Here is a 12,874-nt window from a genome sequence, read left to right as displayed (position 1 = left end):
TGGGGTCTCGTGCGGCAAGCGCGCGCTCGATACCCGGGAGACCCCAGTCTTCGCTGGGGTGACGGACCGGCAGGATCACCGCGCGGCGTCCATCGCGTCGCGCATCTGGCGCACCGCTTCGCCGAGGCCGACGAACAGCGCTTCGCCGACCAGGAAATGGCCGATGTTCAGTTCGCGGACCTGCGGGATGGCGGCGATCGGCGCGACGTTGGCATAGGTCAGACCGTGGCCAGCATGCACTTCGATCCCGTTCTTCGCGGCGAGCGCTGCCGCGTCGGCCAGCCGGCGCAGTTCCGTCGCCTGCGCGTCGCCGTCGAGCTCGGCATAACGCCCGGTGTGCAGTTCGACGACCGGCGCACCAAGCCGGATCGCGGCTTCGATCTGCTGCGCGGACGGCTCGACGAACAACGATACGCGTATTCCCGCCGCGGCCAGTGCCGCCACCATCGGCGCGAGCCGGTCATACAGGCCCGCCGCGTCGAGCCCGCCCTCGGTGGTCAGCTCCTCGCGCTTTTCGGGAACGATGCACGCGGCGTGGGGGCGATGGCGCAGCGCGATCGCGAGCATCTCGTCGGTCGCCGCCATTTCGAGGTTGAGCGGGATGGTAAGCTGATCCGACAGCCGCGCGATGTCGTCGTCGGTGATGTGCCGACGGTCCTCGCGCAGATGGGCGGTGATGCCGTCGGCGCCCGCCGCCGCCGCGATCATCGCCGCGCGGACCGGATCGGGATAGCCGACGCCGCGCGCGTTGCGTACCGTCGCGACGTGATCGATGTTGACGCCGAGCCGCAAGGTAGCGCTCATGCCGCCCGACTCCCCGGCTTGATTGCGGGGATCGCCGCGAGTTCGGGCGGCAGCGCGTCGGCGGCATAGGTCGGCACGTCGAGCCGGATCAGCGGGAAGAACGGCACGCCCAGATCAGCCGACCCGTTCGACCGGTCGACCAGCGCCGCGGCGGCCACGGTCACCCCGCCGGCGCGGCCGATCGCTGCGATCGCCTCGCGCGAGCTGAGCCCGGTGGTGACGACGTCCTCCATCATCAACACGTGCTGCCCCGGTTCGAGCCGGAACCCGCGGCGGAGTTCGAACACGCCGTCCGGCCGTTCGAGGAACATCGCCTCGACCCCCAGCGCGCGCGCCATTTCATGGCCCGCGATCACCCCGCCCATCGCCGGCGACACGACCGCGGCGATCCGGGTGCGCAGCTCGGCCGGGATTTGCGCGGCCAGCGCTTCAGACAGCCGCGCGCCGCGCGCCGGGTCCATCAGGACGCGGGCGCATTGCAGGTAGCGCGAACTGCGCAAGCCCGACGACAGGATGAAATGCCCCTCCAGCAACGCATCCGCGGCGCGGAACTCGGCCAGCACGGCGTCTTCGGTCATCATCGGATCGGTCATCGGGAACTCCCAAGCGCAACGCGCCGCTGATAGGAGCGCCCCGTCCCCTGTGCAACGCGAGCGGGGACGGCGCGGTAAAATTCGTCGGCGACGGCGCTTGAGGCTGGTGCCCCCCCCGCGTATAGGCCACGGTCAAAGGGCATGTAGGTGCCGGCCAACCCATGGCAAATGGGTTTTCTGCCATCGCAAACGGGATCAAGGATAACGATGCGCATATCGGGGATGAGAGGAATTGCGATGGTTGCGGGGCTCGCACTAGCGGGTCTGGGCAGCGTCGCGGGCCAGGCGGCCCAGCCGACACCACAGCCGGCACCGACCGCCGCCGCAGGGCCGGCCGGTGTATCCGCCGCGGCCCCCACCACGGCGGCGGCACCCGCGACGGCGAATCCGGCCAGCCCGGACCTGGCGATGGACGGCGCGCCCGCCATGTCCCCGATCGCGCATGTCGGCCAGCCGACCGCCGGCCGCATCGGCCTGCAGACGCAGGTGACCAAGAACGGCGTGTTCGCGCACTGGATGCACGATTCGATCCTGATGCCGACGATCACCGCGGTGTGCCTGCTGGTGCTGGTGCTGCTGTTCTGGGTGATGTTCCGCTATCGCCGCGCGGCGAACCCGGTGCCGTCGAAGACCAGCCACAACACGCTGATCGAGATCATCTGGACGCTGGCTCCGGTGGTCATCCTGGTGCTGATCGCGGTGCCGTCGATCGGGCTGCTGCAGGCGCAGTTCAAACCGGCGCCCGCCGGCGCGGTGACGCTGAAGGCGATCGGCAATCAATGGTATTGGACGTACCAATATCCGGATAACGGTGGCTTCGAAGTCACCGCCAACATGCTGAAGGAAAAGGATCAGGTCGGCCCCGGCGAGCGTGCGCGCACCGACGCCGACGGTCCCCGCCTGCTCGCCGCGGACAACCGCATCGTGCTGCCGGTGGGCGTGCCGATTCGGCTGATCACCACCGCCAACGACGTGATCCACAGCTGGGCGGTTCCTGCCTTCTGGATCAAGCTCGATGCGATCCCTGGCCGCCTCAACGAGACGAGCTTCACGATCGACAAGCCGGGCCTCTATTTCGGCCAGTGCTCCGAGCTGTGCGGCGCGCGTCACGCGTTTATGCCGATCGCAGTCGAGGCGGTCCCGCCGGCGCAGTTCGCCGCCTGGGTCCGCGCCAAGGGCGGCACGATGCCGACCCCGGGCAAGGCCTCTGACAAGGTCATTCCGCAGCCGGGTGCCGACGGCTCCGCGGCCAAGGTGAGCGAGGCGGATGCCGCCGCGAACGCCACCGGCCCGGTCGAGAACGTGACGACTGCAGCACCCGCGACGACGCAGGGTGCGACCTCCAACCCGGCCGGCGCCGGCACAGCTGGACAGTGATATGACCGATACGGCCCTCCACCCCTCCGCGTTCGTCGCCCATGACCATGGGCACGCGCACGACGCCGATCACAAGCCGGCGTTCTTCGCGCGCTGGTTCATGTCGACCAACCACAAGGACATCGGCACGCTGTACCTGATCTTCGCGATCGTCGCGGGGATCATCGGGGGCGGCATTTCCGGCCTGATGCGCGCGGAGCTCGCGCAGCCCGGGATCCAGTATCTCGGCACCTGGGCGTCGCTGCTCCACGGCGGGCCGCAGAGCCTCGACCAGTCGCTTCACCTCTGGAACGTGCTGATCACCGCGCACGGGCTGATCATGGTGTTCTTCATGGTCATGCCGGCGATGGTCGGCGGGTTCGGCAACTGGTTCGTGCCGCTGATGATCGGCGCGCCCGACATGGCGTTCCCGCGGATGAACAACGTGTCGTTCTGGTTGCTGATTCCGGCCTTCACGCTGCTGCTCGCCTCGCCCTTCTTCGGCGGCGCGGGCAATGGCTGGACGCTGTACGCGCCGCTCTCGACCTATGGTGAGCCGGGGCCGTCGACCGACATGGCGATCCTCGCGCTCCATCTGGCGGGCGCATCGTCGATCCTGGGCGCGATCAACTTCATCACCACGATCTTCAACATGCGCGCGCCGGGCATGACGCTGCACAAGATGCCGCTGTTCGTGTGGTCGATGCTCGTCACCGCGTTCCTTCTGCTACTGGCGCTGCCGGTGCTCGCGGCCGCGATCACGATGCTGCTGACCGACCGTAATTTCGGGACGACCTTCTTCGATCCGGCGGGCGGCGGCGATCCTGTGCTGTACCAGCATCTGTTCTGGTTCTTCGGCCACCCCGAAGTGTACATCATGATCTTGCCGGGCTTCGGCATCGTCAGCCAGATCATCTCGACGTTCAGCCGCAAGCCGGTGTTCGGCTATCTCGGCATGGCCTATGCGATGGTCGCGATCGGCGTGGTCGGGTTCGTGGTGTGGGCGCACCACATGTTCACGACCGGCCTCAGCGTGAACACCAAGATGTACTTCACCGCGGCGACGATGATCATCGCGGTGCCGACCGGCATCAAGATCTTCTCGTGGATCGCGACGATGTGGGGCGGATCGATGACGTTCAAGACCCCGATGGTCTGGGCGATCGGCTTCATCTTCATGTTCACCGTCGGTGGCGTGACCGGCGTGGTGCTCGCGAACGGCGGCATCGACGATTACATGCAGGACACCTATTATGTGGTGGCGCATTTCCACTATGTGCTGAGCCTCGGTGCGGTGTTCTCGCTGTTCGCAGGGTTCTATTATTGGTTCCCGAAGATGTCGGGGAAGATGTACAACGAGTTCCTGGGGCAGTTGCACTTTTGGATCTTCTTCATCGGTGTGAACGTGATGTTCTTCCCGATGCACTTCCTGGGCCTGCAGGGCATGCCGCGGCGTTACCCGGATTATCCGGACGCGTACGCGATGTGGAATGCGGTCGCGACGCACGGCTATGAGATCATGGCCGCGTCGATGGTGGTATTCTTCATCAACCTGATCTGGAGCCTGGCGGCCGGCAAGCCCGCTGGCGACAGCCCTTGGGGCGACGGTGCGACGACGCTGGAGTGGACGCTGTCCTCGCCGCCGCCGTATCACCAGTTCGAGACGTTGCCGAAGATCGACTAAGCGAAGCGCCCCGGGGAAACCCGGGGCGTTTTTCGTTGCCGTCCACCCCGTGTTCCTGCGGAGCAGGAGACCAGGGTTACAAGAGACCGCGTTTGTGAGTCCTGGGCTCCTGCTTTCAGGAGAACGGTGGCTTACAGGTCGATGATGCGGCAAACCCCGCCTTTCCCCCGCCCCTTGCGAAGCGTATAGCCCCGCGATCATGACATCCGCTGCCCCCCTGCTCCCCCCGGCCGAATGGCGCGACTTCCTGGCGTTGACCAAGCCGCGCGTGATGACTTTGGTCGTCTTCACCGGACTGTGCGGGATGCTGGCGGCGCCGGTGGCGATCCACCCGGTGATCGGCTTTGCGGCGATTCTGTGCATCGCGCTGGGTGCCGGCGCGGCAGGCGCGCTGAACCAATGGTATGAGGCGGACATCGATGCGATCATGCGGCGGACGCAGAAGCGACCGCTGCCCGGTGGCCGGATGGACCGCCAGTCGGCGCTGCATTTCGGCGTGGGGCTCAGCGCCTTCTCCGTGCTGTTCATGGGCTTTGCGGTAAACCTGATCGCCGCTGCCATCCTGGCGGTGTCGATCCTGTTCTACGTGTTCGTCTACACCGTGTGGCTGAAGCGTCGGACCCCGCAGAACATCGTCATCGGCGGTGCCGCGGGCGCGTTTCCGCCGCTGATCGGCTGGGCGGCGGCGACCGGCGACGTCGCGCTGTTGCCGGTAATGTTGTTCATGCTTGTGTTCCTATGGACCCCCCCGCATTTCTGGGCGCTCGCGCTGTTCGTGAAGATCGATTACGCCAATGCCGGCGTGCCGATGCTGCCGGTGGTGGCGGGCGAGCGCGTCACGCGGACGCAGATCGGGCTCTACACCATTCCCATGGCGGCGGCCGCCGTTCTGCCGTGGCCGCTGGGCCTGACGGGGCCGATCTACGGCGTCGCGGCGACCGCGCTGACCGCCTGGTTCGGATGGCTCGCGTTTCGCGTCGCGACCCGCACCACCCATATCGACGACGCGATGAAGCCGGAGAAGGCCTTGTTCAAATATTCGATCCTGTATCTGTTCGCGACCTTCGGCGCGCTCGTGCTCGACCGGTGGCTCGCATGATCGATCCCGACGCCGATGAGATCCGCCGCCGCCAGCGCGGCCGTGCGCGTGTCATGGCCGTGCTGCTCGGCGCGTTCGTGCTACTGACCTTCGCGGTCTCGATCGCCAAGATCCAGGCGGGGATGCCGCACTGATGGCGATCTCGCGGACCAACCGGACCGCGTTGTTCGCGGTGCTCTTCATCTGTTTCATGACCGGGCTCGCCTGGGCCAGCGTGCCGCTGTATCGGCTGTTCTGTCAGGTGACCGGGTTGAATGGTACCACGCAGCGCGGGCTCGTCGCGCCGGGCGCGGTCGACCGCAAGATCCGGATCGATTTCGACACCAACGTCAGCGCCAAGCTGCCGTGGAAATTCGCGCCCGAGAATCCGTCGGAGACGATCGACGTCGGTGCGCGCGACATGGTGTTCTTCACCGCGACCAACACGTCGGACAAGCCGCTGACCGGCACCGCGACGTTCAACGTCACGCCCGCGCAGGCCGGCAAATATTTCACCAAGATCCAGTGTTTCTGCTTCACGCAGCAGACGCTCAAAGCACGCGAGACGGTGCGGATGCCGGTGATCTTCTTCGTCGACCCGAAGATCCTGACCGACTCCGACGCGGCGGATATCCAGACGATCACGCTCAGCTACACGTTTTACCCGGTGGATTCGGCGAAGGTCGCGAGCTAGGACAATCGCAGGATAGAGGAACAGGGACACACGATGGCCGGCGCGAAGAACCACGACTATCATATTCTACCACCGAGCATCTGGCCGTTCATCGGATCGATGTCGGCGCTGGCGATGGCATCCGGCGGAATCATGTGGATGCACGAGGCGGCGAACGGCGGCTGGCTGTTCTTCACGGGCCTCGCGGGGGTGCTGTTCACGATGTACAGCTGGTGGGCCGATGTCGTGCGCGAGGCGCATCACGGTGATCACACCCCGGTGGTGCAGCTGCATTTCCGCTATGGCATGATCCTGTTCATCGCCTCCGAAGTGATGTTCTTCGTCGGCTGGTTCTGGGCGTTCTTCGACTTTTCGCTGTTCCCGACCGCGATGACCTTCGCCGATGGCCAGGTCGAACGCGCGGTCGAGGGCGCAGCGGCGGTCGCCGCGCAGTGGCCGCCCAAGGGGCTGACGGTCATCAACCCGTTCGAGCTGCCGCTGCTCAACACGCTGATCCTGCTGACCAGCGGCACCACGGTGACCTGGGCGCACCACGCGCTGATCCATAACGAGCGCGGCGGCGCGAAGACCGGCCTGTGGGGCCTGATCGGCGTCGGCAATCGCGACGGCGTGCTCAAGGGGCTGTGGCTCACCGTGATCCTGGGGCTGCTGTTCAGCTCGATCCAGGCGTACGAGTATGTCCACGCGCCGTTCCCGTTCAAGGGGATCAACTATGGCGCGTCGTTCTTCATGGCGACCGGCTTCCACGGCTTCCACGTGCTGATCGGGACGATTTTCCTGATCGTCTGCCTCGTCCGTGCGTACCGCGGCGACTTCACCCCGCGCCAGCATTTCGGGTTCGAGGCGGCGGCCTGGTATTGGCATTTCGTCGACGTCGTGTGGCTGTTCCTTTTCGTCACCGTCTATGTCTGGGGCGGCTGGGGCGCGCCCGTCCACGGGGGGTGATAGCGTCGTCATCCCGGGTTTGTCCCGGGATCCAGGGTTACAGGGCACAGCGTGTTTGGCCCTGGATCCCGGGACAAGCCCGGGATGACGAAAAGGTGAGACGATGACCGACACCCCCGATCCCCTGGCCAACGCGCCTTCGATCGTCGATGTCGCGTTGAAGGGGCTCTGCCCGCGCTGCGGGAAGAAGACGCTCTTCGCGGGCTATGCCCGCTTTGCCGATCGCTGTTCGGCCTGCGCGCTCGATTTCAGCAGCTTCAACGTCGGCGACGGGCCGGCGGCGTTCCTGACGCTTATCCTGGGCACGATCGTCGTCGCGGCGGCGATCACGCTCGAGCTGACCCTGCATCCGCCGCTCTGGCTGCACATGCTGATCTGGATTCCGGTCACCGCCGCGGGCGTCGTCGTGATGCTCCGTGGCGCCAAGGGCGCGCTGATCGCCGCCGAGTTCCGCAACGCGGCGCGCGAGGGGCGGATCCAGCCGTGAAGCGCGTCCCCGTCGTGCCCACCATCATCGTAGCGCTCGCGATCGCGATCATGATCGCACTCGGAGTCTGGCAGCTGGTCGACCGGATGCCCAAGAAGGAGGCGTTCCTGGCGCAACTCGCCGCCAACCCGGCGCGGTCGCCGATCGCCTTTCCGCGCATTCCCGACGACACATTGCTGTTTCGGCGGACGCGCGGCGACTGCCAGCCACCGGTCAGCGTCAAACTCGCTGGTGCGGGGGCTTCGGGCTACCGCGCGATCGCCTCTTGCCGCGCGGGAACCGAGGCGCCGGGGATGATCGTCCAGCTCGGCACCACCCGGGATCCCAACGCGAAGGTCGCGTGGACCGGCGGCGCGGTCAGCGGCTTCATCAGCCACGCGCCCGACGGCCGTTCACTGATCGGGTCGCTGTTCGACCACCGCGCGCAAGCCATGATGCTCGTCGCCGACACCCCGCCCCCCGGCCTTGCGCCCAATGGCCGACCGGACATCAGCTCGGTCCCGAACAACCACCTCGCCTATGGCGTGCAATGGTTCCTGTTCGCGGCGATTGCCGGCGTGATCTACGTCCTCGCGGTTGTGCGGCGGAGCCCGCGCGGGTAACCGCGTCACCCATGCGCTATGTCAGTACCCGCGGAAACGCGCCCGTTCTCGGATTCGAAGCGGTTACGCTCGCCGGCCTCGCTTCGGACGGCGGGCTCTACATCCCCGAGACGTGGCCAACCTTGTCGCGCGACGCGATCGCGGGGCTCGCCGGCCTTTCCTATGTCGACACCGCGGTCGCGGTGATGCTGCCGTTCGTCGGCGACGCGATGACGCGCGAGGAACTGCATGCGCTGTGCGAGCAGGCCTATGGCCGTTTCTCGCACGCCGCAGTGACTCCGCTGGTCCAGCTCGATCACGACCAGTGGCTGCTGGAGCTGTTCCACGGCCCGACGCTCGCGTTCAAGGACGTCGCGTTGCAGCTGCTTGGGCTGTTGTTCGAGCGGTTCCTGACCGGCAGCACCAAGCATGTGACGATCGTCGGCGCGACCAGCGGCGACACCGGATCCGCCGCGATCGACGCGTTGGCGGGACGCGCCGGGATCGACGTGTTCATGCTTCATCCGGCGGGTCGCATCTCCGAGGTGCAGCGCCGGCAGATGACGACGGTGCTGAGCCCCAACATCCACAACATCGCGATCGATGGCAGCTTCGACCAGGCGCAGGCGCTGGTGAAGGCGATGTTCAACGATCGCGACTTCGCCGGCCGGTTCACGCTGTCGGCGGTCAACTCGATCAACTGGGCCCGGCTGATGGCGCAGGTGGTGTATTTCTTCTACGCCGCCGTGCGGCTGGGCGCGCCCGAACGCGAAGTCGCCTTCTCGGTGCCGACGGGCAATTTCGGCGACGTGTTCGCCGGCTATGTCGCGGCCAAGATGGGGCTGCCGGTCGCCAAGCTGATCGTCGCGACCAACGTCAACGACATCCTCCACCGCGCGCTGTCGTCCGGCGACTATTCGCAGAAAGGCGTGACGCACACGCCGACGCCGTCGATGGATATCCAGGTGAGTTCGAACTTCGAACGGCTGCTGTTCGACCTGGGCGGGCGCGACGGCACGGCGCAGGCGGCGCAGATGGCGGGCTTCGAATCATCGGGCGCGATGCGGCTGAGCAATGCGCAGTCGCAGGGCGCCGCGGCGCTGTTCGCGAGCGACCGGGTCGATTTCGACGACATGGCGCTGGCGATGCGCTGGGCGCATGAGAATGCCGGTCAGGTGATCGACCCGCACACCGCGATCGCGCTGGCGGCGGCGCGGCGGGCGCCGGCCGACGTACCGATGGTGACTCTGGCCACCGCGCACCCGGCGAAATTCGGCGATGCGGTCGAGCGCGCGATCGGGTTGCGCCCCTCCCTGCCCTCGCGCCTCGGCGACCTGTTCGAGCGCGAGGAACGGCTTGCGACGCTGCCGGCGACGTTCGAGGCGGTGACGGCATACATTGCAGAACGCGCGACGCCAGCGCGTGCGGGGGCAGCATGAAGCTCGACACGCTGATCGGCGAACCCTGGGCGGATTACGGGCTGGTCGATTCGGGGCACGGCAAGAAGCTGGAGCGATACGGCCGCTTCCGCTTCATCCGGCCCGAGCCGCAGGCGATGTGGGCGCCCGCCTCCGACGACTGGCAGGCGCATGGCGAGTTCGTGCCCGGGTCCGACGAGGACGGCGGCGGGCGCTGGGAATTCAACGAGGCTGTTCCGCGCGAAGGCTGGCCGCTGCGCTGGAACGAGGTGCAGTTCACCGCGCAGACCACGCCGTTCCGCCATCTGGGGTTCTTCCCCGACATGGCGCCGGTGTGGAGCTGGATGCGGGCGCAGACGGCGGGGCTTGAGACGCCGGACTGCATGAACCTGTTCGGCTATACCGGCGTCGGCACGCTGGCGATGGCGGCGAGCGGTGCAAAGATGGTGCATGTCGATGCCTCGAAGAAGTCGGTCGAGGCGGCCAAGGCGAACGCGAAGCTGTCGGGGATGGCCGACTCGCCGGTGCGCTGGATCGTCGACGATGCCGCCAAGTTCGTCGCACGCGAGGTTCGCCGCGCACGGCGCTATGACGGCATCCTGCTGGACCCGCCCAAATATGGCCGTGGCCCCGAGGGCGAGGTGTGGCGGCTCGAGGAGGACCTGCCGAAGCTGATCGCCAATTGCCGGCAGCTGCTCGACGCGGAGTCGCGGTTCCTGTTCCTGACGGTCTATGCGGTGAGAATGTCGGCGCTGGCGATCGGCGAGATGCTCGCGCAGTTGTTCGCCGATCTGCCGGGGACGGTGGAGGCCGGAGAGCTCGGCGTGCGCGAGGAAGCGCGCGGGCTGGTGCTGCCGACCGCGATCTGGGCGCGCTGGAGCCGGTAGCGCCGACGCAGAACGTTATGACGGTCGGACTATACCCCATCCGTTCGTCCTGAGTAGCTGCTGAGCGAAGTCGAAGCGGCGTATCGAAGGACAGCTTCACGCGCGGAACCTGTGCTTCGATACGAGACCTCGATACGCCCCTTCGGGGCTACTCGGTCTCTACTCAGCACGAACGGCGGAGGGGAAAAGCGTTACGCCCCCCCACCCCCAGAACGGGTGGGGACGGCAGGGCCATTGGATCTGCCTAGACCCGCTCCACCATGTTCACCGCATCCGCCGCGCGGAGCGCGGCCATGAGGCGCATGAGTTGCTGGACGTCATGCACTTCGACGTCAATTTCGTTGGTGTGGAAATTGGTATCGCGCGTGTCGAGGCGCAGGTTGATGATGTTGGCCTTGTGCCCGCCGATGATCGTCGAGACCACGCCAAGCGAACCGGGCTCGTTCCTCACCATCACCGAGATTCGCGCGACCGCACCCTCAGTCTTGTCGCCCCAGGACACGTCGACCCAGTCGGTTTCATTCTCCGAGCGTTCGGCGAGGTCGGTCAGCACGCTGCAGTCGATCGCGTGGACTTCGATCCCCGCGTCGGGCCGGCGCAGGCCGACGATCCGGTCGCCGGGCACCGGGTGGCAGCAGGTCGCCAGGTCGTAGGCAACACCCGGCGTCAGCCCGCGGATCGAGATCGCGCTCGACTGCGGGGCCAGCGCGTGGACCTCGTCGGCGCCGGCGGAGCCGGGCATCAGCGCTTCCATCACCGCGCGGTCGGACAGCGTCCGCCGGGCGATTGCGACCATCAGCGCCGATTCGTCGGACAGCTTCAGTCGCTTCAGCGCGTGGCCCAGCGCCTCGCCGCCGATCGGCGCGGGCAGGCGCGTGACGATGTCTTCATAGAGTTTGCGGCCGAGCTTTTCCTGCTCGACCCGCTCGGTATGCCGCAGATGCCGCCGGATCGCCGCGAGCGCCTTGCCCGTGGTCGCGACGTTCAGCCATTGCGCCTGCGGGCTCTGTCCCTTGGAGCGCAGGATCTGCACCTGATCGCCATTCTCGATCACCGTCGACAGCGGCACGACGCGGCCGTTGACCTTCGCACCGACCGCCTGGTCGCCGAGATCGGTGTGGACCGCATAGGCGAAGTCGATCGGCGTCGCGCCCTTGGGCAGCTGGATCAGCTCGCCCTTCGGCGTGAACGCGAAGATGCGGTCGGCATACATCGCCATCCGGGTGTGTTCGAGCAGCTCCTCCGGGCTTTCCGCCGTGTCGAGGATCTCGACCAGGTCACGGATCCAGCTGACCTGGCTGTCGGTGCCGATGGTCTGCTTGTACGCCCAGTGCGCGGCGAGCCCGTATTCGGCCTGCGCGTGCATCGCCGCGGTGCGGATCTGGATCTCGATGCGCATGTTCTCGGCATGGATCACGCTGGTGTGCAGCGAGCGATAGCCGTTGCGCTTGGGCGTCGAGATATAGTCCTTGAACCGCCCCGGGACCATCGGCCAGCGGCGGTGGATGATGCCGAGCGCGCGGTAGCAGTCCTCCTCGGTCGGGACGATCGCGCGGAACGCCATCACGTCCGACAATTGCTCGAAGCTGATGTGGCGCTCGGCCATCTTGCGGAAGATCGAATAGGGGTGCTTCTCGCGCCCCGAAATCTCGGCGTCGACGCCGGCGCGCGAGAGCACCAGCTTCAGCCCCGACGCGATCTTGGCGATGCGGTCGCCGTCGCCGCTCTTGAGCTGTTCCAGGCGGCGACCGATCGACTCTGCCGCCTCGGGTTCGAGCTGTTCGAACGCGAGAGTCTGCATCTCGCGCATGAACTCGTACATGCCGATCCGCTCGGCGAGCGGCGCGTAAATGTCCATCGTCTCCTTGGCGATGCGACGGCGCTTCTCGGGCTTGGCGATGTGATGCAGCGTGCGCATGTTGTGTAGCCGGTCGGCCAGCTTCACGAGCAGCACGCGGATGTCGTCGGACATCGCCAGCAGGAACTTGCGGAGGTTTTCGGCGGCGCGCTCGTTCTCGGTCTGCGCCTCGATCTTGCTGAGCTTGGTGACGCCGTCGACGAGGCGCGCGACCGACGGGCCGAAGAGGCGCGTGATCTCCTCGGGGGTGGCGACGGTGTCCTCGATCGTGTCGTGGAGGATCGCGGTGGCGATCGTCTCGGCATCGAGGTGGAGGTCGGTCAGGATCCCCGCGACTTCGATCGGGTGGCTGAAATAGGGATCGCCGCTCGCGCGTTTCTGCGAGCCGTGCGCCTGCATCGAGAAGACATAGGCGCGGTTGAGCAACGCCTCATCGGCATCGGGATCGTAGTCGAGGACGCGATCGACCAGTTCATATTGACGCAACAC

The 12,874-nt window shown here is 66.7% G+C and carries 13 protein-coding genes; 10 read left to right on the top strand and 3 right to left on the bottom strand.

The genetic code is table 11. The features are described from left to right. Positions 1-75: 75 nt before the first annotated feature. Together U1701_RS04825 and pyrE are read right to left on the bottom strand one after the other, a co-directional pair. Positions 76-804, bottom strand: coding sequence for a pyridoxine 5'-phosphate synthase (locus U1701_RS04825; protein ID WP_332781375.1), 729 nt, complete (start codon positions 802-804; stop codon positions 76-78). Beyond that, positions 801-1,382 (bottom strand): orotate phosphoribosyltransferase, encoded by a 582-nt coding sequence (gene pyrE, locus U1701_RS04820; RefSeq protein WP_332781451.1) that lies wholly within the window; start codon positions 1,380-1,382, stop codon positions 801-803. Before pyrE ends, U1701_RS04825 begins: the two co-directional genes overlap by 4 nt. Before the next feature lie 252 nt (positions 1,383-1,634). Here pyrE and coxB point away from each other — a divergent pair, with 252 nt between their 5' ends. From coxB to U1701_RS04770, 10 genes are all read left to right on the top strand, one after another. Continuing rightward, complete coding sequence (coxB, locus tag U1701_RS04815) at positions 1,635-2,774, top strand: cytochrome c oxidase subunit II (RefSeq protein WP_332781374.1); 1,140 nt, start codon at positions 1,635-1,637, stop codon at positions 2,772-2,774. A 1-nt stretch (position 2,775) separates the two neighbouring features. Then, the gene (gene ctaD / locus U1701_RS04810; RefSeq protein ID WP_332781373.1) at positions 2,776-4,437 is read left to right on the top strand and encodes a cytochrome c oxidase subunit I; all 1,662 of its coding nucleotides are present in this window, start codon (positions 2,776-2,778) and stop codon (positions 4,435-4,437) included. 199 nt (positions 4,438-4,636) lie between these two features. Further along, positions 4,637-5,536, top strand: a complete 900-nt coding sequence (locus U1701_RS04805; protein ID WP_332781372.1) for a heme o synthase — start codon at positions 4,637-4,639, stop codon at positions 5,534-5,536. Continuing rightward, complete coding sequence (locus tag U1701_RS04800; RefSeq protein ID WP_332781371.1) at positions 5,533-5,670, top strand: cytochrome c oxidase system small membrane protein; 138 nt, start codon at positions 5,533-5,535, stop codon at positions 5,668-5,670. Before U1701_RS04805 ends, U1701_RS04800 begins: the two co-directional genes overlap by 4 nt. Beyond that, on the top strand, positions 5,670-6,209 hold the full coding sequence (locus U1701_RS04795) for a cytochrome c oxidase assembly protein (protein ID WP_332781370.1): 540 nt from the start codon (positions 5,670-5,672) through the stop codon (positions 6,207-6,209). The genes U1701_RS04800 and U1701_RS04795 overlap by 1 nt, the downstream gene beginning before the upstream one ends. Positions 6,210-6,242: 33 nt before the next feature. Next, a complete protein-coding gene (locus U1701_RS04790; protein ID WP_332781369.1) occupies positions 6,243-7,154 on the top strand; it encodes a cytochrome c oxidase subunit 3 in 912 nt (303 codons plus the stop codon). Between the two features lie 103 nt (positions 7,155-7,257). Continuing rightward, a complete protein-coding gene (locus U1701_RS04785) occupies positions 7,258-7,641 on the top strand; it encodes a DUF983 domain-containing protein (protein WP_332781368.1) in 384 nt (127 codons plus the stop codon). After that, on the top strand, positions 7,638-8,243 hold the full coding sequence (locus U1701_RS04780) for an SURF1 family cytochrome oxidase biogenesis protein (protein WP_332781367.1): 606 nt from the start codon (positions 7,638-7,640) through the stop codon (positions 8,241-8,243). Before U1701_RS04785 ends, U1701_RS04780 begins: the two co-directional genes overlap by 4 nt. An 11-nt stretch (positions 8,244-8,254) precedes the next feature. Further along, positions 8,255-9,661: a threonine synthase gene (gene thrC, locus U1701_RS04775; protein WP_332781366.1), complete on the top strand. Its 1,407-nt coding sequence runs from the start codon at positions 8,255-8,257 to the stop codon at positions 9,659-9,661. Further along, on the top strand, positions 9,658-10,527 hold the full coding sequence (locus U1701_RS04770; protein WP_332781365.1) for a class I SAM-dependent methyltransferase: 870 nt from the start codon (positions 9,658-9,660) through the stop codon (positions 10,525-10,527). Before thrC ends, U1701_RS04770 begins: the two co-directional genes overlap by 4 nt. 244 nt (positions 10,528-10,771) lie before the next feature. Here U1701_RS04770 and U1701_RS04765 read toward each other — a convergent pair whose 3' ends face one another. Then, entirely contained in the window at positions 10,772-12,874 is a 2,103-nt protein-coding gene (locus U1701_RS04765) for a RelA/SpoT family protein (protein ID WP_332781364.1), read from the bottom strand.

The sequence above is a fragment of the Sphingomonas rhamnosi genome (genome assembly GCF_036663615.1).
GTDB lineage: Bacteria > Pseudomonadota > Alphaproteobacteria > Sphingomonadales > Sphingomonadaceae > Sphingomonas.
The sequence above is the reverse complement of the archived record's forward strand: the minus strand, read 5'-3'. Positions and strand labels throughout refer to the sequence as shown.

What these genes read in the sequence shown, in the direction of transcription:
- pyrE (WP_332781451.1), bottom strand. Translation starts at nt 1,382, where the DNA reads ATGACCGAAGACGCCGTGCTGGCCGAGTTCCGCGCCGCGGATGCGTTG.
- U1701_RS04795 (WP_332781370.1), top strand. Translation starts at nt 5,670, where the DNA reads ATGGCGATCTCGCGGACCAACCGGACCGCGTTGTTCGCGGTGCTCTTC.
- U1701_RS04785 (WP_332781368.1), top strand. Translation starts at nt 7,258, where the DNA reads ATGACCGACACCCCCGATCCCCTGGCCAACGCGCCTTCGATCGTCGAT.
- ctaD (WP_332781373.1), top strand. Translation starts at nt 2,776, where the DNA reads ATGACCGATACGGCCCTCCACCCCTCCGCGTTCGTCGCCCATGACCAT.
- U1701_RS04805 (WP_332781372.1), top strand. Translation starts at nt 4,637, where the DNA reads ATGACATCCGCTGCCCCCCTGCTCCCCCCGGCCGAATGGCGCGACTTC.
- coxB (WP_332781374.1), top strand. Translation starts at nt 1,635, where the DNA reads ATGGTTGCGGGGCTCGCACTAGCGGGTCTGGGCAGCGTCGCGGGCCAG.
- U1701_RS04800 (WP_332781371.1), top strand. Translation starts at nt 5,533, where the DNA reads ATGATCGATCCCGACGCCGATGAGATCCGCCGCCGCCAGCGCGGCCGT.
- U1701_RS04825 (WP_332781375.1), bottom strand. Translation starts at nt 804, where the DNA reads ATGAGCGCTACCTTGCGGCTCGGCGTCAACATCGATCACGTCGCGACG.
- thrC (WP_332781366.1), top strand. Translation starts at nt 8,255, where the DNA reads ATGCGCTATGTCAGTACCCGCGGAAACGCGCCCGTTCTCGGATTCGAA.
- U1701_RS04790 (WP_332781369.1), top strand. Translation starts at nt 6,243, where the DNA reads ATGGCCGGCGCGAAGAACCACGACTATCATATTCTACCACCGAGCATC.
- U1701_RS04770 (WP_332781365.1), top strand. Translation starts at nt 9,658, where the DNA reads ATGAAGCTCGACACGCTGATCGGCGAACCCTGGGCGGATTACGGGCTG.